Origin of the sequence: Lentzea sp. NPDC051838 (assembly GCF_040681245.1) — a bacterium.
Lineage (GTDB): Bacteria > Actinomycetota > Actinomycetes > Mycobacteriales > Pseudonocardiaceae > Lentzea.
This window is the reverse complement of record NZ_JBFAYI010000001.1, coordinates 379,103-402,445: the sequence shown is the minus strand read 5'-3', so window position 1 is coordinate 402,445 and position 23,343 is coordinate 379,103. Positions and strand designations below refer to the sequence as shown.

Below are 23,343 nucleotides of genomic sequence, written 5' to 3'. Positions count from 1 at the left end.
CGGCGTTTGGACCGGTACGGCCGATGCTGCCAGCCGCTCGGGAGACGCAGAACCGACGAACGGGTGTGAGATCGTTCTCACCGCTCGGTTGACCCTCTCACCGTGTGAGGGTGCAGCCTGAGCACGTGATCATCGAGAACGTCGCGTTCCCCGCGGGTCAGCACTGCGAGACCACCGCGCTCGGCGCCCTGCTGCGGCACGAGGGCGTCGAGTTCTCCGAGCCGATGCTGTTCGGGCTCGGCGAAGGCCTGGGCTTCGTCTACTGGGACGCCAAGAACCTGGACTTCCCGTTCCTCGGCGGTCGCGTCAAACCGTTCGAGCTCACCAGAACAGCCGCCCGCCACCTGGGCCTCACACTGGACGTCCAGGAGACGTCCTCGGCGCGCAAGGCCTGGCAGAACGTGGAGAGCGCTCTCGGATCAGGACGTCCGGTCGGCCTGCAGCTGGACTCGTACCACCTCGAGTACTTCACGGCGAAGGTCCACTTCGGGGGCCACTTCGTCGCGATGCGCGGCTACGACGACACGAACGCCCATCTCGTCGACACCGCCCAGCAGGGCGGCGCTGTGACAACGACGCTGGAGAGCCTGGAACGGGCCCGTGGTGAACGCGGTCCCATGACGGCCCGCAACCTGTCCTACACGATCACCGGATCGGAAAGGACTGATCTGGGTGCAGCCATCCGGAGAGCGATCTCCAACAACGCGGCCACGTTCCTCACCCCGCCGATCGCCAACCTCGGCCACCGCGGCATCGGCAAGGCCGCGAAGCAGGTGCCGAAGTGGCTCGACCGCTCCCGCGACCCGTCCCACGACCTCACACTGGCCGCCACGCTGATGGAACGCGGCGGCACCGGCGGCTCACTGTTCCGCGCGCTCTACCGCGACTTCCTCGCGGAGGCCGCCACAATCGTCGACGACGACAACCTCGTGCGAGGCCATCAGCTCTACGCCGAGATCGCTCCACTGTGGACCGAGGTCGCACAGCACATCGCCAAGGCAGGCGAAACCGGTGAAACCGGCCATCTGACACAAGCCTCGACACTCCTCACCGACCTCGCCGACCGCGAGCACCACGCGATGCAGGTCCTTTCCGGACTCCGCTGACCTTTCAGGCAAACGACCTCCGGCGTGCTGGCCGGAAACGCGTTCCTGTGCCACGTTGGGAAGATGTCGTCCCGATCTTCGGTGCTCGCGAGCCTGCTCGCCGTCACCGCGGCCCTCGTCCCGTCGGCCGCCCACGCCCACACCGACCAGTGGCAGCGGGTCGGCACCGGGATCACCGAAGGCGTCAGCGGGCTCGCCGTGCTCAGCCAGCGCGGCGACCACGTCGAGGCGCTCTCCGTCATCGACAACAAGAAGCCGGGCCAGGAACGCGTCCGCAGGATCGTCCTCGACGACGGCCTGGTCACGGCGGTACGTCCGCTGACGTGGCAGGGCGAGACCCCGGTCGACCTGGAAGCGGTCACCCGCGTGCCGAACCGGCCCGGTGAGTACGTCGCGCTGGCCAGCGGCGCCCGTGCCTTCCACGTGCGCGTCCAGCACGACGTCGTCACGGTCGTCGCCGCGTTCGACCTGCCACCCCACGATCCGGCCGACGACATGGAGAGCTTCGCGCTGAAAGCGGTCGGCTCCCGGCTCGCCGCGGTGTGGGCCGACCGAGGCAAGGGCACTCGACCGGCCACGCTGTACTCGGCGTACTTCTCGTTGCAGAAGCACGAGTTCGGCCCCGTCAGCACCGTCGAGTACGACACCGGCGCACACGACAAGACCGTCCGGCACGCGTCGGACATCGCGATCAAACCGAACGGGGAGCTGCTCGTGTCCTCCGCGACCGACCCCGGCGACGACGGCCCGTTCTCGTCGTCGTTGCGCGAGATCGGCAGGCTCACGCCGCGCAAGGACACCGTCGGCGTCAGCCTGACGACACCGCGGCTGCTCGGGGTGTTCGACGGGTACAAGGTCGAGGCGGTGACCCTCCTGCGCGGCGGCGACGTCCTCCTCGGCACCGACGACGAGAACAACGGCGGCCAGGTCGCGGAGCGCTGAAAGTTCGACGGCGACCGTAGTATCGACGGCGTCGAACCGTGAGGAGTCACCGTGGCACGCCCCCGCACCACCCCGCGCACCGTGGAGCACCCCGAGCTGTCCGAGGTCTCGCTGCAGCAGGCCATGGAGGCGCTCGCGGACCCGGTGCGGCGCATGGTCGTGCGTCAGCTGGCCCGCGACGGCGTGAAGGGCTGCGGCTCGTTCGACACCCCGGTGTCGGACTCGACCCTCACCCACCACTTCAACGTCCTGCGCGAGGCGGGCGTGATCCGGCAGCACTACCGAGGTACGACCAAGCTGAACGAGCTGCGCGAGGCCGACCTTGAGTCCCGGTTCCCCGGCCTGCTCACCGCCGTGGTGACCGCACCTGAAGTTTGATGGGCGTCAAAGTTTGACACTCATCAAAGTTTAGGTCATCGTGACGGCATGGCGAAACACGTGCTGTTCGACCGTCTCGGCGGTCCCGAGGTGCTCACCCTTCGCGACGTCGAGGTCGGCGATCCGGGACCGGGAGAAGTGCGGATCCGCGTCGAGGCCATCGGCCTGAACCGGGCCGAGATCATGTTCCGCGAGGGCGCCTACTACGAGCAGCCGGTGTTCCCGTCCACGCTCGGCTACGAGGCCGCGGGCGTGGTCGAGGTCGTCGGCGAGGGCGTGGAGCACGTCCGGGAAGGCGACCCGATCGCCGTCGTGCCGGCGTTCTCACTGACCAAGTACGGCACCTACGGCGACCAGGTGATCGTGCCCGCCCACGCGGTCTTCCCGCGCCCGGCGAACACCGATCCGGTCGAGGCGGCGGCCGTGTGGATGGCCTACATCACCGCGTACGGCCCACTTTTCGAGTCCGGCGAGGTGCGCCCCGGCGATCACGTGCTGATCACCGCCGCCGCGAGCAGCGTCGGCCTGGCGGCCATCCAGGTCGCCCGCCACATCGGAGCCATCCCGATCGCCACCACCCGTGACGCCGCCAAGAAGCAACGCCTGCTGGACGCGGGCGCCGCCGACGTCATCACGGGCGACGAGGACCTGCCCACCCGCGTCAAGGAGATCACCGGCGGCGAGGGTGTCCGCCTGGCGTTCGACCCGGTCGCCGGCCCCGGTGTGGACACGATCGCGCAGGCCATCGCACCCGACGGACACCTGGTGGTCTACGGCGCACTGGACCCGCGTCCCACCCCGCTGCCCAACGCGAGCAGCTACCCGCGCCTGACCAGCCGGACGTACTCGATGCACTCGATCACGTCCGATCCGGAACGCCTGCGCCGCGCGGTCGCCTTCGTCAACGCGGGACTCGCCACCGGGTCGTTCACGCCGATCGTCGACCGCACGTTCGACCTCACCGAGATCGTGGACGCCCACCGGTACATGGAGGCGAGCGGCCACCTCGGCAAGATCGTCGTCACCGTCTAGACAGCTTGGGAGAACGTGAAGAAACGGTCCGGGTCGTACCGCTTCTTCACCTCGCCCAGCCGGGCCAGGTTCGGACCGTGATAAGCCTGGCGCCAGTCCGCCAGGTCCGGGTCGGTGAAGTTCAGGTACGACGCGTCGTCGGTGTGCTCGCCGATGTCCTCGTGCAACGCCGTGAGCCATTCCAGGTTGTCGCGCACGACCTGCGGGCCGTCCGAGGACGTCCACGACGTGTCCAGCGACACCAGGAACAACGCCTCCCGGTGCGGGAAAGCGCTCTCCGTCGCATCCAGCGCGTTGATCGCGCCACCCCAGCCGAAGAGCGCGGCGCCACCACCGTCCGGGTTGCTGCTGCCGGGCCACTTGGACACGGCCGTGACGAGCGTCCGCACCCCTTCTTCGGGCAGCGGAACGGAAGTCGTGCGAGTACGACCCGCGAAGGCGCCGCCAGCCGTCTCGTGGTGCACGTACTCGACGGCCTCCCAGTACGTCCGGTCCGCGATGTCACACCGCATCGGATTGCTGACCAGCAACGGGGCGAGCAACACGCGCAGCTCGTCCGCCGAACCCAGGTGCCAGCCGATCAAGGACACCATGCCGTTGCTGGTGAGCCCGATCCGCAACGACAGCGCGTCCGGTGCGGTGCGTTGGATCTCCTGCGCCACCAGCACGACGTCGATCGCGTCCGACCACTCCCAGAGCATCAGGCAGGTAGCACTGGCCACCACGGGACGCGCCTGGAACGTGAACGAGGTGTTGACGCCGAAGTTGCCGCCACCGCCACCCCGGCACGCCCAGAACAGATCCGCGTTCTCCGTGGCGGAACACGTGACCGAAGAGCCGTCCGCGAGCACGACGTCGGTGCTGACGAGCGAGTCGCAGGTCAGGCCGAACGCCCGCGACACCGCTGCCACTCCCCCGCCGAGCGTGAGGCCACCGATGGCGACCTCGTCGGAGTTGCCCAGCGGGAACGTCACATCGTGCGGCCGCAACGCCTCGTACAAAGCTTTCATCCGCGTTCCGCCGCCGACCGTGACCAGGGCCGTGTCGGGATCGACGTGCACGGAGTCGAGGCCTTGCAGGTCCAGGACCAGCCCTGTGTTCACGGATGTTCCCGCGTAGCTGTGACCGCCACCGCGCGCCACGAGCGGAACGGAGTTCTCCCGCGCCCACGTGATCGCCGTGGCGACGTCCTCAACGCCGACCGCGGACACCACCGCCGCCGGGACCGTGGACGCATAGCGTTCGTTGAACGGCTTGCTGCGCGCGGTGAAGCCGTCATCACCGGGCAGGAACACCCGCCCGGCGACTCTGGCCGCGAGACTTTCGAACGTCACCGCACGACTCCCGCCAGCTGAGCCTCGCGCAGGATCTCCTCGCGTTCCCGCCAGTGCGACCAGAACGCGCCCTTGTAGCCGAGACTGGTCAGGCCGATGAGGAACGGGTTGTCGGCGTAGTTGTTCTCCGACTCGCTCATGCCCGCGAGCGTCGGCAGCATCACCCGGTGGTAGTCCGCCGGGTCCACCAGCGACCACAGGTACTCCACCGTGCGCGACCAGCGGCCGTTCGGGTCGGTGTTCGTGCCCGCGTCCTCCAGCAGGTCCGGCGAGAAGTAGCAGACGAGCCGGAACTCACCGCGCTCGTCCCACATGAACTGCTTCTCGTACTCGACCAGCCCGGAGCACATCGACAACGGCTTCAGGACGATCGGGCCATTGGCCGTGTTGGACTGCAGGCCCGGCATCGTGCGGACGCCGGCGCACTGCTCGGCGATCGAGATGCCGAGCGGGTGGTGCGGGAACAGCCGCAGCCCCAGCGAGAACGCGGTGACCGTCGCGTCGAGCGCCATGAACGCCTGCACGCAGTCGCGCATGGTCTCCCAGGTCTCACCGGGCATCGCGAACAACGCCTCGACCATGGTCTTGATGCCGCGCTCGTTGCACAGCCGCACGAGCCGTTCGGTGTCCTCGAACGTGTAGTAGGTCTTGCCCTTGCCGGTGACCTTCCACCCGGAGAGCACGTCCTGGCGGATGTGGTCGCTGCCGACGTTCACACCCTGACACCCCGCCGCGGACAGCAGATCCGCGAACTCCTCGTCGAACGGCGAAGGCTGGCAGTACACCCACAGGCGCAGGTCGTTCAACGGGTTCGCGGCGCTCGCGTGCTTACGGCGCACGATCTCGCGCAGCACGTTCTTGGCGTGCTGGATCGAGAGGTTGAACTCGCTGTCCGTGGTGTGCTGGTCGAGAATCCCTTGAGCAGCAAGCGACTGCATCTCGTCCACGACGACGGCGACGTCACGACGGGCGACAGCGCCACCCTTCGCGTCCGGCTCGACGCAGTGCGCGCACCGGTAGACGCACCCGGACTTGGTCAGAATGCCCGCGAGACCACCACGCTTGTAGTACTCGCCGTTGTCCACCTTGTACTTGTCACCCGAGCGACGCACATACGTGCCCTCGCCGTCGACCTGCCAGGTCTTCACGACCGTGGGCCCGACCTGCAGCAGAGGCGTCAGCGCACTCGACGTCCGCACGATCCCGTCCGGCGTGTTGCGCAGCAGCCCGTCCACAGTGGACACGTCGCGTCCGGTCGCCAGCGCGTCGGCGAGGTCGACGACGATCTTCTCGCCCGGCCCCTTCACGCCGTAGTCGACCCCGAAGTAGTCGACCAGGGCGAACGGCATCGTGGAGAAGCCGATGCCGCCCGCGACCAGGGGCGCCTCCGTGAGCCGGGTGATCTCGGTGATGATCTCCTTGTGCTCACCGACGAAAGGGCGCTGCTCGAACGCGTACACGGTGTCGGTGTTGCGGACCGTGATGCCGACCAGCATCGGTTCCCGCGTGGTGAAGTACTCGGTCAGGAACGTCTTCCAGTCGTCGCGGTGGAACGTCAGGTCCACCACCTCGACCTCGAACCCGGCGCCCTCCAACGAGGTCGTGAGCACGTCGAGCGCGTACGGCGCGATCGGCGGGTGCACCTTGTTCGGGTTGACGAGTGTTACCAGGCCTCTGCTCATCGGTTGATCCCCCGCTGCTAGAACTAGACGATGCCGAGGGCGATGCCGAACTCGGGCTTGGCGTTCAGGAGGTACGCGCCGGCGGACTGGAGAATCCGGTCCTGCGCGGCGAGGTGCTGGCAGATCGTGGCGGTGTCGCGCATCCAGCGGTCCATCGGCGAGGACTTGTGGATCGACCACGTCTGCAGCAGGTCGAACAGCCGGTTCACGATCGACCGCGACATCCGGAACGCGTGCACCCAAGACAGCGGGCAGGCCGCGCGGTCGATCGGGTCGAGGTCGTCCAGCACGCCACCGGCGGCCAGCACTTCCCACTGCTTCTCCAGTGCGCCGTAAACCCCGGCACGAGAAGCGTTGAAGTCCGCCTCGCACTGAGCCAGCGTCACCTGCACGCGCCAGATGTCCGCCCAGTCCGTGCCGGTCATGCGGTCGACGCGCTTCAAAACGCTTTCACGGGCGTAGTCCAAGGCAGCACGCGCGACACCGAGCGAGACACCGCACATCGTGCGCGTGAAAGCGTCCGGCTGGGCCAAAGGACCACTTCGGCCGCGCACGTTGTCGAAGCTGAACGAGTGCTCCTCGGGCACGAACACCTCGGTCATCGTGTAGTCGCAGGAGCCACTGCCGCACAGCCCTGTCGTGTACCAGTTGTCGATGACCTGGACCTGGTCGCGCGGCACGAGGAACTGGCGCGACTCGTGCGGGTTGCTGCCGTCCGGGCTCGCGTACTTCTTGCCGTCCTGGTAGACGAACCCGCCGGAGATCACCCAGTCGGCGTGGTCGATGCCGCTGCCGAACGGCCAGCGACCGCTCAACCTGTAACCACCGGGCACCTTCTCGGCACGCCCGGACGGTTGCAGCAGACCGGCGACGATCTGGTCCGGGTTCGGGAACATCTCCTTGGCCACGACCGGATCGATGAACTCCGCGTAGATGCCGGTGTTCGACCCGATCATCGAGCACCAGCCGACGGAAGCGTCCCCGTAGGACAGCGTCTCGACGACCTCCATCTGTTCCATGGAGGTCAGTTCCAGGCCACCCCAGTGCTTTCCGAAGCACATCCGGAACACACCGTTGTCCCGCAACGTGTCCACGACGTCCTCAGGCAGGTTGCGCAGCGCCTCGATCTCCGCGGCCCGTTCCCGCAGCACGGGCGCCAGCGCCTGGCAGCGCTCGATCAGCTCCGCCGCGGTCGTCGCGGGGGTCACCGTCACAGCAGTCATGTTCAATCCCCCTACTTCACGATGCCGAGGCAGATGCGGAACTTGGGCCGGCGACCGAGCAGGTACGCGCCCACGGACTCGAGAATCGCGTCCTGCGCCGAGAGGTTCTGGCACATGGTCGCGGTGTCGCGCATCCAGCGGTCCATCGGCGAGGACTTGTGGATCGACCACGTCTGCAGCAGGTCGAAGAGCCGGTTCACGATCGACCGCGAGGTGCGGAACGCGTGCAGCCACGCGATCGGCGACGCGGCCCGCTCGTTCATCGTGAGGTCGTCCAGAGTGCCGCCGGACGAGAGAACTTCCCACTGCCGCGTCATCGCGGTGTAGACGCCGTTGCGCGTGGCGTTGAAGTCCGCCTCGCACTCGGCCAAAGTCACCTGCACGCGCCAGATGTCCGCCCAGTCCGTGCCGGTCATCCGGTCCACACGCTGCAAAACGCACTCGCGGGCGTAATCCAGAGCAGCACGCGCAACACCGAGCGGCACACCGCAAAGGCTGCGCATGAACGACTCCGGCTGTGCCAACGGGTGCGGCTCGCAACGCGGGTTGTCGAACGTAAGCGTGTGCTCCTCCGGCACGAACACGTCCGTGATCCGGTAGTCCGAGCTGCCGGTGCCGCGCAAGCCGGTCGTGTCCCAGTTGTCCAGGATCTCGACCGCGCTCTGCGGCACCAGGAACTGGCGGGACTCGTGCGGGTTGCTGCCGTCCGGGCTCGCGTAGGGCTCGCCGTTCTCGAACACGAACGCACCGGACATCACCCAGTCCGCGTGGTGGATCGTGCTGCCGAACGACCACTGGCCGCTCAACCGGAACCCGCCCGGCACCTTGTCGGCGCGCCCGGCAGGGGCGAGCACGCCGGCCGTGACCATGTCGAGCCGCGGGTAGACCTCGCGGGCGACGTCGGGTTCGAGGAAGTTGGCCAGCAGACCGGTGTTCGCGCCGATGATGCCGCACCACGCGGCGGACGCGTCACCGTACGCGAGGGCTTCGGCGACCTGCGTCTGCTCCATCGACGTGAGCTCGGGGCCACCGAACTCACGGCGGAAGCACATGCGGTGCACACCCGTGCCGCGCAACAGCTCCACGACATCGGCAGGAAGCTTTCCGTTGGCTTCGATCTCGGCGGACCGTTCCCGCAGCACCGGCGCGAGTGCGCGAGCTCGGGCGATGATCTCGGTCGCCGTCAGGGTCTCGTTCTTCAGGCTCGTCACTCGTCCACATCCAGAAGTCCAGCGGGCATCGCGAAAGGTGCGTCGGGGTCGGCGGGTCCGACCGGTTCGGTCTCCAGCTCCACCAGAGCGGCGGCAGCGGCCAGCCGTTCGTCACAGGTCTTCACGTCCTCGGCCTCGCACACCACGAACGAATGCCGTGCCAGGTAGCCACCGGGCGGCAGGCGCAACGTCGTGCCGGGCTCGCACATCGGCGAGGTCGCGACCAGGCCGGGCGCCTCGGCGGGCAGCGTGATCGACTTCAGCAGGCAGTCCTGCTCCGGGATGCCGAAGCGGATCCCGGCGACACGGCGGTGCGTCGGCGTGATGTCCGGTCGCTGCCCGGTCGTGACGTCGAACAGCACCTCGCCCGGCTCGATGCCGGTGGCGGTGCGGCCGAGGAACGGGATCAGGTCGCCGCCCAGACGCCCGTTGATCTCGATGATCAGCGGGCCGCGGTCGGTCAGCCGCACCTCGGCGTGCGTGATGCCGTTCTCGATGCCCAACGCCTGATGCGCCTTCGCCAGGTGGTCCATCAGTTCCTGGTCGTCGAGCAACGGGTCGTTGGCGTCGACGACGTGCCCGACCTCCTCGAAGTACGGGTGGTCGCTGGAGTGCTTGCGCGCCAGGAACATCGGCAGGTACTCGCCCTTGTGGACGGCGCCGTCGATGCTGATCTCAGGACCGGGCGCGTACCGTTCGACGATCGCGCTCGCCCGGTACGGCCCCGGATCGACCTCACTCGCCGCGAGTGCCGTGTGGAACGCCTCGTCGAGCTCCGCCTGGTTGGTGGCGAAGACGACACCGATGCTGGCGCCCATCGCACGAGGCTTGATCACGACCGGGTAGCCGATGCGCTCAGCCGCGGTACGAGCCTGTTCAACGGTCGTCGTGAGCTCGAAGCCGGGCTGGTGCAGGCCAGCGGCGGTCAACACCGCACGAGTGCGTTCCTTGTCGCGGCAGCCGCGCACACCCGCCGCGGACAGACCGGGCACACCGAACTCGGCGGCGAGCAGGCCCGCGTCGAGCACCAACGGCTCGTCCCAGCACATCAGGCCGATGACGTTGCGCCGGGCGACGACCTCGCGGGCCGCCTCGCCCATCACGTCCGAGTCGAAGACGTTCGCGTGGATGATCTCGTCGAAGTACTGGCGCTGCCACGTGGGCTTGAGGTTGTTGATGAGGACCAGGTCGATGCCCGCGGCCTTGGCACGACGGGCGATCGGCGCGACGAGGTACTCGCGGTAGACCTTGAGTCCGCTGCCGATGACGAGGATCGCGGGGTTCATGCGCTAACTCCCGTTCTGCGCGTGAGCAGGTCGGTGAGAATGTCCTGCGAGCGGTGGGCGATGACGCTGATCAGCGAGTCCGCGATGCCGTGCGTCTCCTCGTTCACGCCCTGCAGGTACAGGGCACCCCAGGCGGACTCGCCGAGGTCGAGGCGATAGCTGCGGCTGACGTTGATCTCGTCCAGGCCTGCGCGGTCGGCCAGGTCGCGGACGAGCCACGGCATGCGCGGGTCGTAGCCGGTGCCCAGCAGCACGAGATCGCAGTGCAACGGCTCGACCTTGCCGCTCATCCGGTCGCGGAGATCCAGCACCACTTCGTCGTTCTCCACGCGAGCGGCGACGACCTCGGTCATCGGGCGCACCCACGACCGCTGCGGGCCGAGCGTCTTCTGCTGGTACAGCATCGTGTAGAGCTGGTCGAGGAACTCCGGCGCGAGACCCGCGTAGTTCGTCAGGCGCATCTCGCCGAGAATCTGCGACCGCACCTCGGGCGGGCTGTCGTAGAACTCGTCGACGAACGACGGGTAGAACAGCTCGTTCACGAACTTGCTGTGCTGGTAGTTCTGCAGCCCGATCGACCGGACGACCATCGTCACCTGGCTCTCGGGCAGGTTCTGGTGCAGCGCGTAGAACATCTCCGCCGCGCTCTGCGCCCCACCCACGACCACGGCCCGCAACGGCTTGTCCCTGGGAATCTGCGCGATCCGCGTCCGGTACTGGGCGCTGTGCACGATCCGCTCGGCCGGCAGCTCGCCGAACACGTCCGGAATGCGCGGGTCGCGGCCACCGCCGACGACGAGGTCGCGGCACCGGATCCGGTCACCGTCCACGAGGGACACTTCCCAGCCCGTGATCGAGCCGTCTGACGAACGCGTCGGCTCGATGCTCTGCGCCCGGGAGTCGTAGCGGATCTGCACCCGCTCCAGCTCCTTCGCGGCCCACTGCAGGTAGTCCGACAGCTCCCAGCGGAACGGGCTGAACGTGCCGAGGTTGCAGAACTCGTCGAGCCTTCCCTGGGAGTGCAGGAAGTTGAGGAACGAGAAGCGGCTGCGCGGGTTGCGCAACGTCACCAGGTCCTTGAGGAACGAGACCTGGCTGCGCGCCCACGGCATGAGCAGGTTGCGCTGCCACTTGACGTCCGGGCTCTGTTCCAGCAGAAGCGTGTTCTCGGCCAGGTCCGACTCGGACTCCTCGATCGCGACGGCGAGCGCCAGGTTCGCCGGCCCCGCCCCGATCGCCAGAACCCCGACTTCTCGGTCAGTCACAGTGCCCCCTCGATGGTTTCGCAGCCAGAATTGAAGCTAGACAACGAAGTTCCCCGACATGAAGAGGAACCGTTCCCGACCGGTCGGGAATTACCGGACTTCGATGTGGACGGCCTCGGCCGCGTTTTCCGCACGCCGCAACGCTTCCGCCGCCGTGTCGCCGGTGGCCATGACGATGCCCGCTCGGTCCCAGGAACTTCTGAGCCCGTCGAACTTCTCCCCCGGCGCGACCGTCACCTGCAACAAGTGCACACCGTCGAGCTGCCGGGCCTCCTCGACGCCGTCAACGCTCTCGACCACACCCGGTTCGATCGTCAGAAACCGCACAGCCGCACCGGATTTCGCTCGCGACGGCAGCTCACACGGCGGATCCTCGCCCTTGAGCACGGCGTAGTAGCACCGCAGCAGTTCGACCGGGTAGGCGAGCTGGATGACGTCCAGAATCCCGTCCCCTGCCAGTCTTCCCGCGCACTCGACGAGGTGCGGGACGCCGTCGGACACGATCCACTCGCAGTGCACGATGCCGTCGCGGAAACCGGCGGCGTCGATCACCCGTGCGGTCTCCTCCTTGAGCAGTTCGTCCAGCGCGGAAGGGATGTCCGCAGGCACGATGTGCGCGAGCTCGACCGGCAGTGGACCGGGCACGAGCTGTTTGCCGGTGGTGTTGGCCCACAACGGTGTCCCGTCGCGCACCAGCATCTCGACGCTGAACTCCTCGCCCTCGACGAACTCCTCGGCGAGCATCGACAGCTCCATCGGCCGGTCCGGCACGAAGATGCCCTCGTCCTGAGCCGTGCAGTGCGCCCACGCCTGCTCGATGTCGTCCGGGTCGTGGATCACCTGCGTGCCCACCGCGGCCTGGCGGTTCGACGGCTTGAGCACGATCGACTCGTGGCCGCCCATGAACTCCAGCACCTCCGCCGGACTGGTCACCCGCCGGCTTTCCGGGTTCCGGATGCCGGCGGCCGCGGTGACCTGACGCAGCAACGCCTTGTCCCGCATGATCTGCGCCGCGCCGAACGTCGCGCCGGGCAGGCCGTAGCGTTCGGCGAGCCGGGCGGCGAACGGCGTCGCGTACTCGATCGCCGGGACGACCGCGGCGGGGTCGAGGTCGCGGTGCGCGTGGAAGAACTCGTCCGCCCTGCCCGGCGTCAGGTACTCCCACTCGATCAGGCCGCGGACGAACCCGACGTTCTCGATCTGCTCGCGCACGTGCCGCTTGCGGATCACGTCCGGTTCCTCGACGTAGATCACCGAGTCGTCCGGCTGGAAGTCCGCGACCAGGCCGATCGTGACGCCGACGAACCCGACGACGAGGACGGGCCTCATGCGACACCTGCCTCGACCGGCTCCTTCGCGACCCGCACGCCGTACACCGCGAGCAGCCCGGCCACGCCGTTGACCAGCGCGATGACGATCCAGAACGCGCCGCCGAGCGAGTTGAACGTGAACACGCCGAACAGCGGGCCGATCGCGGACGCGAGCCCGACGACCGCCTGCATCGTGCCGATGTAGCGGGACTTGTACTCGGCGGGGAACTTCGCCGGGTGCGCGAACATCGTCGGTCCGGCGATCATCAGGCCGCTCACCGCGAACACCGCGCCGAGGATCACGAACGTCCCGGACTGCACCGCGAGGGCGTAGAGGGCGAACCCGAGCGAGTTCACCAGGTGCCCGGCCAGCACGGCGATGTGCTGCGGGATCTTCACGATGTACGAAGTGATCTTCAGCTCGCACGTGATGAGCACGATCGACGACACCGTGAGCACCGCGCTGTACAACGAAGTCGGGTACTTGTCGGCGACGATCTCCAACGGCAGCGCGGTGACGGACTGCGCGTACGCGATCGTGCCGAGGAAGACCGCGGCGAGGTAGGCGAGGTACTTCCGGTCACCCGCCATCCGCACGTAGGCCGCACGGGCGTCGACAGTGGGCTTCTTCTCCTCGTCCTCCTTGGGCGCCTCGACGCGCGGCAGCAGCAGGTACGCCAGCAGGCCGTAGAGCAGCGCCGTCACGCCGTCGAGGTAGAAGAGCAGGTCCCAGTCGACGAGGATGAGTCCGGCGGCGATCAGCGGAGCCACCGCCGCACCGGTGTTCAGCGCGATTCTCATCATCGAGAACGCCATCACCTGGTGCTCTTCGGGCATCAGGTCGCTGAGCAGCACCGCTGCGGCCGGCCGATAAGCCTGCGTGACGAGCCCGGCGAGGCCGACGACCAGGAACAGCACCACCGGGATCGTTGCCACGAACGGGATCGAGGCCACCAGCGGCGCGGACGCCAGCATGGCCATCGTGATCGTCGTGCGCGGGCCGAACCGCGAGGTGAGCTCACCGCCGAGCAGCGTGCCGAAGATCGACCCGACGCTGTACGCGGCGAGCGACAGACCGGCGATGCCGAGCGCGTCGCCGCGGAAGGTCAGGTACAGCAGGATGAAGGTCTGGACGAACGCGCCGAGCTGGTTGATCAGCACGCCGCCGAGGAGGTAGCGGACGGGTGTGGGGGTTGCTCGCAACGTGGCGAGAACTCCGCTGTCACTGGACATCAGGCTGCCTCCTCAGGGGCATCGAGAGCATCGGTCATCACGCCGCCGCCTCCAGAGCGTCGAGCGCCCCGACGATCCGCCCGGCGACCAGCGGTGCCGTGGCGAAACCGGAGCCACCGCAGGCCGCGCGCGCCCAAACTGCGGGAGCAACCTCGGTGAGCAGCGCGCCGCCCGTGACGGCGTCGGTGGTGTAGTGGCAGTGCTTGACCGCGACCACGGTGTATCTGTCCACATCGGACACGACCGACGCGGCCAGCAGGCGATCGACCCAACGGTGGTCGAGCTCGTCGCTGTCGACGGACGGAACCTCGCGGCACACGGCGTCCGAGCTGATCTTCAGCAGCGTGCCGTCACCCGGCGGCAGCAGCCACGCCCGGCCGTCGCGGCCGAGCCGTCCGGCACCGGGAGCGTTCTCCCACCAGCGCATGAGCCGCTCGGGCGGGCGGAGGTAGACCATCGTCTGGCGGTGCACCCGCACCGGGACGTCGACCAGCTCGCCGGTCCACGGGCCCTCGGCGACGAGCACCAGATCCGCGTGGATCGTGACGCCGCCCTCGACCTGGACCCGCCCGGTGTCGACCGCGACGACGCGGCTGTTGGGGCGCAACGACACCTGCGGGTGCTCGACCAGCCAGCGCACGGCCGCGACCAGCACCCGTTCGGCGAGCAGCACCCCGGCGTCGCTCTCCAGCACGCCGGTCGCGTCGTCGGCGAACACCAGGTGCGGCAGCTTCTCCGGCTCCACGGTCTCGACCGGCAACCCGCACCTCGCCGCCTGCTCGGCCATCACCGCGGCCTCGGCGCGCGGCCACGCCGTGACGATGCCGACGCGGCGGTAGAACCTGGTGTCCAGCAACTGTTCCAGCTCGAGCCAGCGCCGATGGGCGGCGACGCGGGCGAGGGTGGCGTCCACGTCGCCCGGGACGAACGTCCGGAGCGCGCGGTGCTGGTCGAACGACGTGGACACCGGACTGGGGATGCTGCGCCGGTCGAGCACCGTCACGCGGTGCCCGGCGAGCGCGCACTCCACGGCCGTCAGCAGACCTGTGACACCCGCTCCGACGATGACGACTCTGGCCATCACTCGGAGAGTTCCGGCAGCGGGCGGGGCGTGAACTCCTGAGCGTCGAACGTCGACGGGATCGCGGTGTCCCCCAACGCCCGCGTGGCGAGGTCGGTCAGGATCGGGCCGGCGCAGCGCAGGAACACATCGACCTCGTGGCAGAAGTCGCCCGCGTTCTCGGCGGTGAGCGGGAAGGAGTCGAGGCGGGCGAGCTGCTCGGTGAGCGTGAACGCGGCCGCCGTGACGCTGAACCTGCGCACGTCGTAGGCACCGGCGAAGCGTTCGGCCATCAGCCGGGCCGCGACGCGGGAGCGTTCCGAGACGGGCAGCGCGACCGGGTCGAGTGCGTTGACCTTGGCCGCGATCCGGTTCCACGGCGCGACCAGGCGCGACGACGTCACCTCGTGCATCGCGGCACGGGTGAAGTTGGTGCGCTGGAACTCCGGGCTGGTCGAGGCGAGGTAGAACCGGATCAGGTCGCGCGGGACACCCTGCTCCAGCAGCTCCTGCCCGGTGACGAGGTGGCCGCGGCTGGTGGAGAACTTGTCGTTCTCCAGCTCGTAGAACTCGTTGGTGACGAACTGCTCCGGCAGCACGTACTCCCCGAGTGCGAGCAGCATCGCGACACCGGCGACGGCGAACGCGAAGCCCGCGTCGGAACCGAAGAAGTACACGACCTCGGTGTCGCCGAACCACAGCTGGTCGTCGCTCTCCAGCACCTCGCCACGGGCCTGCGCGGCCAGAGCAGAAGCGTGGATGCTCCAGGTGATCGTCTCCGTGTCGGAGTAGAACACCTGGCCGTCGACCTCGGGGAACGGCGCCGGGATGCCCCAGGAGATCGGCAGCGTGACCGGGTAGTCCGGCAACGGCCGCGCCAGCATCTCCTCGATCATCCGGGCAAGGCGAGGCCGCAACGTCGGCGCGTGCCTCGCGAAGAACTCCTCCAGGCCCGCCCGGTACTCCTCGACCGGCAGCACGAGCACCTTCTCCTCGCGCAGTTCCACCGGATCGCTCGGGTCCAATGTGGACTGCGGGTTGACGAGCTCGCCGGACGCGATCCAGTGCCCGCAGCCCTCGCACAGCCCGGCGCAGCCATCGGTCAGGCACACTGGGCAACCACCGCGGACGTACGCGTCGGTGAGGAAGCCGTTGCGGGCCGAGTACGGGAACTTCACCGCGCGCAGCCGCAGCTTGCCCGCGCTGTGCAGGCGGTCGAAGAACGTGACGACGGTCTTGACGTACCGCTCGTCGAACCGCACGAAGCCGTCCGGTTCGATGTCCATGGCCGCGAGCGACTTCTCGACCTTCGCCGCCGACTGCTCACGCAGGTCCTCGGGCTTCACCCCGAGCCGGCGCGCGGTCGTCACGATGTAGTTCTGCGTCGAGTGGATGCCGGTGCCGAACAGCACGTCGCACCCGGCGGCACGGGCGTACCGCGCGCAGATGTCGGCCGCGAGGAACGGGCCGGCGAGGTGGCCGAGGTGCAGGTCGCCGTTCGCCGTCGGGCCGGGCGCGATCACGAGAAGCTTGCTCATCAGGCGGTCCTCAGCTCGGCGGTGCGGCGGGCGAGCAGGTCGTTGACGATGTCCTGCGAGCGGTGGGCGAGGACGCTGATCAGCGAGTCGGACATGCCGTGCGTCTTCTCGTTCACGCCCTGCAGGTACAGGGCGCCCCACGCCGCGTCACCGATGTCGACCCGGTACTGGCGGCTGACGGCGATGTCGCCGAGACCCAGCTGGGACGCGAGATCCCTGGCCATCGCGGGCATCCGCTGGTCGTAGCCGGTGCCGAGGACGACGAGGTCGCAGCGCACCGGTTCGACCTTGCCGGTCTTGCGGTCGTGCAGGTCGAGCACGATCTCGTCGCCGTCCTGCCTCGCCTTGAGCACCTCGGTCATCGACCGGACGCTGGAACGCTGCGGTCCCAAGGCCTTCTGCTGGTAGAGCATCGTGTAGAGCTCGTCGAGGAACGGCGGCGCGAGGCCCGCGTAGTTCGCGAACCGCATCTCGTCGAGGATCTGCGCGCGCACCTCTTCCGGCGTGTCGTAGAACTCGTCCACATAGGACGGGAAGAACGCCTCGTTGATGAACTTGCTGGTCTGGTAGTTCTGCAGGCCGATCGACCGCACCACCATGGTGACCCGGCTGTCGGGCAGGTCGTTGTGCAGCGCGTAGAACATCTCCGCCGCACTCTGCGCGCCTCCGACGACGACCGCGTGCAACGGCCGGTCGTTCGGCACGTCACCGATGCGGTTGAGGTACTGCGAGCTGTGCACGACCTTCTCGGCGGGCAGGTCGGCGAAGATCTCGGGCACGTGCGGGTCGCGGCCACCGCCGACGACCAGGTCGCGGCACCGGATCACGTCGCCGCCGGCGAGCGTCACGGTCCAGCCGGTGATCACGCCGTTCTCGGTGATCGGCTCGATCTGCTGGGCTTTGGCGTTGTAGCGCACGTTCACCCGGTCCAAAGAGGACGCGACCCACTGCAGGTAGTCCGACATCTCCCAGCGGTACGGGTGGAAGGTGCCGAGGTTCACGAACTCGTCGAGCCTGCCCTGCTCGTACAGGAAGCTCAGGAACGAGAAGCGGCTGGTCGGGTTGCGCAGGGTCACGAGGTCCTTGAGGAACGACACCTGGCTGCGCGCCCACGGCATCAGGGTGCCGCGCTGCCACTTGATGTCCTCGTGCTGCTCCAGCACGAGCGTGTCGCCCGCGAGCTCCCGCGCACCGGACTCCTCGATCGCGACGGCGAGGGCGAGGTTCGCCGGGCCCGCTCCGATCGCCAGTACGCCAACGTCTTGGACAGTCACACGTCCCCCTCAAGTCATCGCCGAGTGGCGCTCCAGAGGCTAGGTATCCCGGTTTCCCAGCAGATAGGGGAACTGTTCCCGCAGGCATGGGCAAAAGCCGATTCGCTTATGAGGCAAAACGGACCCCCACCACTTCACCGAGAGTGATCATGGAGTTGGTCACCGAGCGTCACCAATTGTCACCCGCCATTGGACTGGTTCGCCGAACGCGCGCGGCGAACGCACGAACTCCGCTACTCCGATCGTCAACGACGACCGGCAGCATGCTGGGCCGAACGAGTGAAAACCCCGTTTTCGAGATCGCGACTCACCCCGACGGGGCGATATACCCTACGGCCGGTGCCGCTCTTTGGGGGAGAACAGGTAACCGCTAGGGAATGACACCGACAGCTATTTCGGGGGAAGACCGATGACCCAGGTGGAACACTCGCCGCTCCCACCTCTGCGCCGCGGGCTCGACATCGCGGTACTGCACAGACCTGCGACTCTGACCGTTGTCCTGGCCGACACACAGCCCGCCATCAGGCACGGAGTGCGTTCCGTGCTCGAACGCGTGGACGGCATCTCCGTGATTGGTGAAGCTTCCACTTCTGCGGAGACCGTGGCCGAGACAATGCGCTGCCAGCCCGACGTGCTGGTCGTCGACGTCGACACCATCGGAACGGCAAACTGCCTATTGGTGGAACAAATAACTCGCGCATGCCCCGAAACGGGCATTCTGGTCTTCAGTGCACGCGATTGCGACGCGACGGTCATGTCCGCCATTCGCGCGGGCGCACGAGGCTATTTGTTGAAGAACGCCGACCCGGACCAGATCGTGCGCGGCATCCAGGCAGTCGCCGCCGGAGAGTTCCTGATCGGCAAAACCATCGCCGCCCGTTTCGGCGCACTCATGCACCCGGCCGGCGATCATTCGCCGTACCCGTTCCCCCAGCTCACCGCCAAGGAGCGGGAGGTGCTCGACAGGATCGCCGCGGGCAGGTCGAACGTGGCCATCGCCCGCGAGTTCGCGCTGGCGTCCAAGACCATCAGCAACCGGGTGTCCGCGATCTTCGCGAAGCTCGGCGTGGCAGACCGGGCGCAGGCGATCGTGCTCGCCCGTGACGCGGGTCTGGGGCGGTAGTGGTGTGGTTCCCCGCTGAGCGCGGATCACCTCGCCCACCTTCCGAGACGCGTCACTAGTTCCTGAGCCAGAAGGGAAAGCGTCCTCTGTCGGCCGGGAAACCCCGCTGCCTACGCTCCGCCCCGTCGCCTCACGTCGATCGGAGTCGGGGATGCCGTCGGACAAAGTGGACTTTCGCCGGAGCGAACCGGAGAACCTGGAGCGCGAGCACGGGCTCGACCTCAAGCTGCTGCACCCGTGGCCGGGCCTCGCCACGCCGTTCCGCGGCGCCTGGTGCGTGCTGCGCCCCGGCGACGTGACGGACCGGCACCAGCACCGCGAGCAGGAGCTGTTCATCGCGATGTCCGGCCGCGCCAAGGTCGTGGTGGGCGAGGAGACCCACGTGCTGGAGGCGGGCGACCTCGCGCTGATGCCGGGCAGCGTCGACCACCACATCCTCAACCCGCACGACGAGGACTTCTCCTACTACGCGATCTGGTGGGACGGCGTCATGGCCGAGGAGTACCTGGCGTGATCGACTACAACGGCCGGAGGTTCCGCAAGCCCGACAGCGACCCGAACACCGTCGCCGAGTACCACCAGGACGGCGACCTCGTGTGGGCGGACTTCGCGGGCGGCAAGGTCCGGCGCGGCTCGATCGCGGGCACCCGCGCGCCGGACGGCACCCTCCACATGGGATACACGATGGTGCTCGAGAACGGTGACGTGATCTGCGGGCACACGGTGAACACGCCCGAGTTCACGCCGGAGGGACGCCTCAGGCTGCGCGAGGAGTGGGAGCGCTACGGCCCGCACGCGGCGGCCGGCACGTCCTACATCGACGAGGTGGGCTGACCGGGCCTCGTGCCCGTCTGCTCGACGGGCACGAGGATTTGCCGCCGGCTTTCGCGAATGTCAGTTTCCGCCGGGAGGAATTCCGGTCGTCTGCTGAATCCACGCGGCCCTGCGCGGAATGTTCTGATAGGCCACCGTCAGCTTCGACGGGTCGCCACCGCCGCCGACCGGGCCGGTGCAGGTGCCGATCTCCTGGCCGTTGTAGACCATCGGGCCGCCGGAGTCACCGAAATAGGCCTGGCCGGTGATCGGGGCTCCGTTGATCGTGTTGCCGACGGCGACCACGCGCAGGTTCGCGGTCTTGAGCGACTGGGCGAGCGGGCCGCCGGGCGCGGAGATGCCGCCCCAGCCGTAGATCTGCACGGTGGCGCCCATCGGCGGCGGCGTGGCGGCGTACGGGAGGTACTTGGCGAGGCCTGCGGACGAGGCCAGCTTCTTCAAGGCCACGTCACCGTTGGTGTAGTCGGCCACGACCCGGATGCTCCGGCCCTGGCCGAGTCGCTGGCTGCCCACGCGCACGCTGCCGCCCCGGCCGCAGTGCGCCGCGGTGAGCACCCACAGCGGGGCGATCGCGGAACCCGAGCAGAAGCCGCCGCCGACGTTCACCTGCGCGCCCCACGGGGCACCGCCTTCCGGCACGGTGCCGCCGCCGATGATGTTCGTTCCCACGTCCGGCTCGCTCGCCTGGGACTGGGGGACGGTGCCGAGGCCGGCCACGAGGGTGGCTCCGACGAGAATTCCTAACAGCTTGAGCCGCATTACCTCTCCTAAGCAAGGAATGAGGGCAGGGAAATCCCATTGTGGTGCCACGAGGATCGGTCGCGACCGATCCGAAAATCCGGAACTGACGCGGGTGACCGGCAGCACGTTCTCCCCCGATCCCGTGCCCGAGTCGGTAAGAACAACGATCATGACTGCACGGATCACCGTCTGCCGGGGCTGTTGCTGCGGCACCGAGCGCAAGCACCCCGAGGTCGACCACGACCGCCAGCTGGACGTGCTGCGTTCCCGGCTCGCCACGGTGAAGGTCGCCGACTGCCTGGACGCGTGCGAGTCGTCGAACATCGTCGTCGTGCAGCCGAGCCCGGCCGCGCGGTCGAACGGTGCGAAACCCGTGTGGGTCGGGTCCATCCTGGACGACGAGGCACTCCACGGTGTGGCCGACTGGGTCGACGCGGGTGGTCCCGGCGTGGCCGCGCCGCCACCCGCGATCGCCGCGCTGATCGTCGCCACGCCCAAGTAGCTGTCATCTTCTCGTCATGCCACTTTCTGCCAGCTCAGAGCCTCGGTCGTAGGGGCGGCGGGTGCTGATACTGGGCACCCGCTCCCCCACGGCACCGAGGAGAACCATGAGAAACACCATCGCCTCCCGCGTGGCGGTGGCCGTCACGGCACTGACCCTGCTGACGCCGCCGGGCTGGGCGCAGGCGGAGTCCACCCCGGACACCGGCACCCTGCTCGCCCTCCCCGCCGAGGCGACGGCCCACGCGAACCAGCTGCAGGCGCGGCTCGACATCGAGGCCATCGACCCCAGCGACTACGTCTGCTCGTCGTCGACCCCGATCCGGGACTGGCTCGCCGCGAGCAAGGCCGACTGGACCGCGGTCGACCACAACCTCGCGAACCTCGCCCAGCAGGTCGTACTCCTCGACACCGTCCTGTTCCCCGACGACGCGGGCACCGGCTTCGGCGCGTTCACCACGCCGGTCACGCACGCGTTCCGCGACCTCGGCAGGTTCTGGGACATCGACTCGAGCAGGATCCGCCTGCTGCCGTTGCGCAGCACGATGCTCACCGATCGAACCAAGCTGACCAGGATCTTCACCGTCGGCTGGGGCTTCCCCGAGGCGATCTCGAAGAGCCTCGCCGACCAGATGGCGACGCTGATGGACACGGACAAGTTCGACCACGGCCGGCATCCCGGGTTCACCTTCAACGCCTTCGCGATCGGCGGCCTGGAGATCCCCGGTTTCGGCACCGTGCCACCGGAGATCGTCATGGGTGACGGCGTGCTCGCGGGCATGCGGGCGGTCGGGCTCGGCGACGTCGCCCCGCAGGCGATCCTCGCGCACGAGTACGGCCACCACGTGCAGTACCAACGGGATCTGTTCAACTCGGACCTCACCGGGCCCGAGGCGAGCCGCAGGACCGAGCTGATGGCCGACGCGTTCGCCGGGTACTACCTGACGCACGCGCGTGGAGCGACCATGCAGTGGAAGCGCGTCCAGCAGTTCGTGGAAGTGTTCGCGCAGCTCGGTGACTGCTCGTTCGCCGGAGACAGCCACCACGGCACGCCGAACCAGCGGTTGCACGCCGCCGAGTGGGGTTACGGCCTGGCCAACGACGCGCAGAAGCAGGGTCACGTGCTGCCGACGCTGACGTTCGCGAGCCTGTTCGACCGGCAGCTCCCGACCCTGGTCGCACCGGACGCCTGATGCTGCGGCCGGGCAGAGCCCCTCTGCCTGACGTGGAATGCGGTGGTACAACGGCTTCCATGCAGCCGTTGCAGGCCCTCGGCTTGTCCGAGGCGGCGGAGCGCACCTACCTCGACCTGGTCGAGGTAGGTGCGTCGCCGCTCGCCGATCTCACCGCACGGCTCAAGACCGACCTCACCGCACCACTGGCCGAGCTGCAGACGATCGGCCTGGTCGAGCTGAGCGGCGACACGGTCATCCCGACGCCGCCGAGGCTCGCGATGGAAGCGCTCGCCCAGCGCCACACGCGTGAGGCCGCGCTGGCGAGGGAGAGCGCGGAGCTCCTGTCTCGCTTGTGGACACGAGGTTTGGAGCGCCGCACCGACTTCGAGCTGCTCCCGTCGCACGAGGCCGGACGGGCGGTGCTCGACAGCGTGCAGACCGACGCCCGCGAACGGGTCAGGGCCATGACGCTCGGCAACCTCTCCACCGAGGAGGGGCACAAGATCGTCGACGGCTTCTTCGAGGCACTCGCCCGCGGCGTCCAGTACCAGGTCATCTACGGCGCCCACGTGCTGCACGACGCGCACGCGCTGGACATGGTGCAGCAGTGCGTGGAAGCGGGAGAGGACGCCAGAGTGTTCCCGCACGTGCCGATGAACGTGACCATCGTGGACGACCGCTGGGCACTCGTCGCGGCACGGGCTCCGATGGCGGGCAAGCAGAACATCGCCGCGGTCGTGGTGCACGACTCGCCGTTCCTCAGTGGACTGGTCGGGTTCTTCGACGCCTTCTGGCGGATGGCCGTGCCGGTCACCAAGAGCACACAGGTCGACAGCGCACCGCAACGGGAGAACAAGCAGCTGCTCACGTACCTCTCGGCGGGGCTGACCGACGAGGCGATCGCGCGCGAGTTCGGCGTGAGTGAAAGGACGATCGCGCGGCGGATCAGCAGGCTGCAGGAGACGCTCGGCGCGCAGACGCGGTTCCAGCTGGGAGTGCAGGCATCCCGCCAGGGCTGGTTGTAAGGGCCCGTGCTTTCCCGGTCCTCGTACCGGTTTTCGGCTCGTGCATGCCATTCTGCCTGGACGTCCGGCC

22 protein-coding genes are annotated in these 23,343 nt (G+C 68.3%); 10 read left to right on the top strand and 12 right to left on the bottom strand.

What is annotated here, in order from left to right; translation table 11 throughout:
* Positions 1-110 precede the first annotated feature (110 nt).
* The 4 genes from AB0M24_RS01620 (at position 111) to AB0M24_RS01605 (ending at position 3,458) form a co-directional block, all read left to right on the top strand.
* Positions 111-1,106 carry a BtrH N-terminal domain-containing protein gene (locus tag AB0M24_RS01620; RefSeq protein ID WP_363759361.1) on the top strand — a complete coding sequence of 332 codons (996 nt, stop codon included), beginning with the start codon at positions 111-113 and terminating at the stop codon, positions 1,104-1,106.
* A gap of 63 nt (positions 1,107-1,169) precedes the next feature.
* Positions 1,170-2,048: a hypothetical protein gene (locus AB0M24_RS01615; protein WP_363759358.1), complete on the top strand. Its 879-nt coding sequence runs from the start codon at positions 1,170-1,172 to the stop codon at positions 2,046-2,048.
* Between the two features lie 51 nt (positions 2,049-2,099).
* Positions 2,100-2,426 carry a helix-turn-helix domain-containing protein gene (locus tag AB0M24_RS01610; RefSeq protein ID WP_363759355.1) on the top strand — a complete coding sequence of 109 codons (327 nt, stop codon included), beginning with the start codon at positions 2,100-2,102 and terminating at the stop codon, positions 2,424-2,426.
* Between the two features lie 48 nt (positions 2,427-2,474).
* The gene (locus AB0M24_RS01605) at positions 2,475-3,458 is read left to right on the top strand and encodes a zinc-dependent alcohol dehydrogenase family protein (protein WP_363759352.1); all 984 of its coding nucleotides are present in this window, start codon (positions 2,475-2,477) and stop codon (positions 3,456-3,458) included.
* Here AB0M24_RS01605 and AB0M24_RS01600 read toward each other — a convergent pair.
* The 11 genes from AB0M24_RS01600 to AB0M24_RS01550 form a co-directional block, all read right to left on the bottom strand.
* Positions 3,455-4,792 carry an FAD-binding oxidoreductase gene (locus AB0M24_RS01600; protein ID WP_363759349.1) on the bottom strand — a complete coding sequence of 446 codons (1,338 nt, stop codon included), beginning with the start codon at positions 4,790-4,792 and terminating at the stop codon, positions 3,455-3,457. The two genes, AB0M24_RS01605 and AB0M24_RS01600, sit on opposite strands and share 4 nt — an antisense overlap.
* Positions 4,789-6,474 (bottom strand): tryptophan 2-C-methyltransferase, encoded by a 1,686-nt coding sequence (gene tsrT, locus AB0M24_RS01595; RefSeq protein ID WP_363759346.1) that lies wholly within the window; start codon positions 6,472-6,474, stop codon positions 4,789-4,791. Before tsrT ends, AB0M24_RS01600 begins: the two co-directional genes overlap by 4 nt.
* A gap of 23 nt (positions 6,475-6,497) precedes the next feature.
* Positions 6,498-7,697 carry an acyl-CoA dehydrogenase family protein gene (locus AB0M24_RS01590; protein WP_363759343.1) on the bottom strand — a complete coding sequence of 400 codons (1,200 nt, stop codon included), beginning with the start codon at positions 7,695-7,697 and terminating at the stop codon, positions 6,498-6,500.
* An 11-nt stretch (positions 7,698-7,708) separates the two neighbouring features.
* Positions 7,709-8,908 carry an acyl-CoA dehydrogenase family protein gene (locus AB0M24_RS01585; RefSeq protein ID WP_363759340.1) on the bottom strand — a complete coding sequence of 400 codons (1,200 nt, stop codon included), beginning with the start codon at positions 8,906-8,908 and terminating at the stop codon, positions 7,709-7,711.
* Complete coding sequence (locus AB0M24_RS01580) at positions 8,905-10,194, bottom strand: ATP-grasp domain-containing protein (protein WP_363759337.1); 1,290 nt, start codon at positions 10,192-10,194, stop codon at positions 8,905-8,907. Before AB0M24_RS01580 ends, AB0M24_RS01585 begins: the two co-directional genes overlap by 4 nt.
* Positions 10,191-11,459, bottom strand: coding sequence for a SidA/IucD/PvdA family monooxygenase (locus AB0M24_RS01575; protein ID WP_363759334.1), 1,269 nt, complete (start codon positions 11,457-11,459; stop codon positions 10,191-10,193). Before AB0M24_RS01575 ends, AB0M24_RS01580 begins: the two co-directional genes overlap by 4 nt.
* A gap of 90 nt (positions 11,460-11,549) precedes the next feature.
* Positions 11,550-12,788 (bottom strand): ATP-grasp domain-containing protein, encoded by a 1,239-nt coding sequence (locus tag AB0M24_RS01570; protein ID WP_363759331.1) that lies wholly within the window; start codon positions 12,786-12,788, stop codon positions 11,550-11,552.
* Positions 12,785-14,002, bottom strand: a complete 1,218-nt coding sequence (locus tag AB0M24_RS01565) for an MFS transporter (protein ID WP_363759328.1) — start codon at positions 14,000-14,002, stop codon at positions 12,785-12,787. The genes AB0M24_RS01570 and AB0M24_RS01565 overlap by 4 nt, the downstream gene beginning before the upstream one ends.
* 37 nt (positions 14,003-14,039) lie before the next feature.
* Positions 14,040-15,083 carry an FAD-binding oxidoreductase gene (locus tag AB0M24_RS01560; RefSeq protein WP_363759325.1) on the bottom strand — a complete coding sequence of 348 codons (1,044 nt, stop codon included), beginning with the start codon at positions 15,081-15,083 and terminating at the stop codon, positions 14,040-14,042.
* Entirely contained in the window at positions 15,083-16,600 is a 1,518-nt protein-coding gene (locus tag AB0M24_RS01555; protein WP_363759322.1) for a class I tRNA ligase family protein, read from the bottom strand. The genes AB0M24_RS01560 and AB0M24_RS01555 overlap by 1 nt, the downstream gene beginning before the upstream one ends.
* Entirely contained in the window at positions 16,600-17,874 is a 1,275-nt protein-coding gene (locus tag AB0M24_RS01550) for a SidA/IucD/PvdA family monooxygenase (RefSeq protein WP_363759319.1), read from the bottom strand. Before AB0M24_RS01550 ends, AB0M24_RS01555 begins: the two co-directional genes overlap by 1 nt.
* Positions 17,875-18,283: 409 nt before the next feature.
* Between AB0M24_RS01550 and AB0M24_RS01545 the strand changes: the two genes are divergently transcribed.
* From AB0M24_RS01545 to AB0M24_RS01535, 3 genes are all read left to right on the top strand, one after another.
* A complete protein-coding gene (locus AB0M24_RS01545) occupies positions 18,284-18,997 on the top strand; it encodes a response regulator transcription factor (protein WP_363759316.1) in 714 nt (237 codons plus the stop codon).
* Positions 18,998-19,163: 166 nt separating this feature from the next.
* Complete coding sequence (locus AB0M24_RS01540) at positions 19,164-19,511, top strand: cupin domain-containing protein (RefSeq protein WP_363759313.1); 348 nt, start codon at positions 19,164-19,166, stop codon at positions 19,509-19,511.
* Positions 19,508-19,831: a hypothetical protein gene (locus tag AB0M24_RS01535; protein WP_363759310.1), complete on the top strand. Its 324-nt coding sequence runs from the start codon at positions 19,508-19,510 to the stop codon at positions 19,829-19,831. The genes AB0M24_RS01540 and AB0M24_RS01535 overlap by 4 nt, the downstream gene beginning before the upstream one ends.
* Before the next feature lie 60 nt (positions 19,832-19,891).
* On the opposite strand, the gene AB0M24_RS01530 is transcribed toward AB0M24_RS01535, so the two are convergent.
* Positions 19,892-20,590 (bottom strand): trypsin-like serine protease, encoded by a 699-nt coding sequence (locus AB0M24_RS01530; RefSeq protein ID WP_363759307.1) that lies wholly within the window; start codon positions 20,588-20,590, stop codon positions 19,892-19,894.
* Positions 20,591-20,741: 151 nt separating this feature from the next.
* On the opposite strand from AB0M24_RS01530, the gene AB0M24_RS01525 reads away from it, so the two are divergent.
* The 3 genes from AB0M24_RS01525 (at position 20,742) to AB0M24_RS01515 (ending at position 23,273) form a co-directional block, all read left to right on the top strand.
* The gene (locus AB0M24_RS01525; RefSeq protein WP_363759304.1) at positions 20,742-21,074 is read left to right on the top strand and encodes a hypothetical protein; all 333 of its coding nucleotides are present in this window, start codon (positions 20,742-20,744) and stop codon (positions 21,072-21,074) included.
* Between the two features lie 106 nt (positions 21,075-21,180).
* Complete coding sequence (locus AB0M24_RS01520) at positions 21,181-22,266, top strand: hypothetical protein (RefSeq protein WP_363759301.1); 1,086 nt, start codon at positions 21,181-21,183, stop codon at positions 22,264-22,266.
* Positions 22,267-22,325: 59 nt separating this feature from the next.
* A complete protein-coding gene (locus AB0M24_RS01515; RefSeq protein WP_363759298.1) occupies positions 22,326-23,273 on the top strand; it encodes a LuxR C-terminal-related transcriptional regulator in 948 nt (315 codons plus the stop codon).
* The last annotated feature ends 70 nt before the right edge of the window (positions 23,274-23,343 follow it).

Bases quoted from the DNA above. Each gene is read 5' to 3' on its own strand.
- AB0M24_RS01590 (WP_363759343.1), bottom strand. From the start codon at position 7,697: ATGACTGCTGTGACGGTGACCCCCGCGACGACCGCGGCGGAGCTGATC.
- AB0M24_RS01580 (WP_363759337.1), bottom strand. From the start codon at position 10,194: ATGAACCCCGCGATCCTCGTCATCGGCAGCGGACTCAAGGTCTACCGC.
- AB0M24_RS01560 (WP_363759325.1), bottom strand. From the start codon at position 15,083: ATGGCCAGAGTCGTCATCGTCGGAGCGGGTGTCACAGGTCTGCTGACG.
- AB0M24_RS01515 (WP_363759298.1), top strand. From the start codon at position 22,326: ATGCAGCCGTTGCAGGCCCTCGGCTTGTCCGAGGCGGCGGAGCGCACC.
- tsrT (WP_363759346.1), bottom strand. From the start codon at position 6,474: ATGAGCAGAGGCCTGGTAACACTCGTCAACCCGAACAAGGTGCACCCG.
- AB0M24_RS01570 (WP_363759331.1), bottom strand. From the start codon at position 12,788: ATGAGGCCCGTCCTCGTCGTCGGGTTCGTCGGCGTCACGATCGGCCTG.
- AB0M24_RS01605 (WP_363759352.1), top strand. From the start codon at position 2,475: ATGGCGAAACACGTGCTGTTCGACCGTCTCGGCGGTCCCGAGGTGCTC.
- AB0M24_RS01555 (WP_363759322.1), bottom strand. From the start codon at position 16,600: ATGAGCAAGCTTCTCGTGATCGCGCCCGGCCCGACGGCGAACGGCGAC.
- AB0M24_RS01565 (WP_363759328.1), bottom strand. From the start codon at position 14,002: ATGTCCAGTGACAGCGGAGTTCTCGCCACGTTGCGAGCAACCCCCACA.
- AB0M24_RS01545 (WP_363759316.1), top strand. From the start codon at position 18,284: ATGACCCAGGTGGAACACTCGCCGCTCCCACCTCTGCGCCGCGGGCTC.
- AB0M24_RS01520 (WP_363759301.1), top strand. From the start codon at position 21,181: ATGAGAAACACCATCGCCTCCCGCGTGGCGGTGGCCGTCACGGCACTG.
- AB0M24_RS01530 (WP_363759307.1), bottom strand. From the start codon at position 20,590: ATGCGGCTCAAGCTGTTAGGAATTCTCGTCGGAGCCACCCTCGTGGCC.
- AB0M24_RS01525 (WP_363759304.1), top strand. From the start codon at position 20,742: ATGACTGCACGGATCACCGTCTGCCGGGGCTGTTGCTGCGGCACCGAG.
- AB0M24_RS01615 (WP_363759358.1), top strand. From the start codon at position 1,170: ATGTCGTCCCGATCTTCGGTGCTCGCGAGCCTGCTCGCCGTCACCGCG.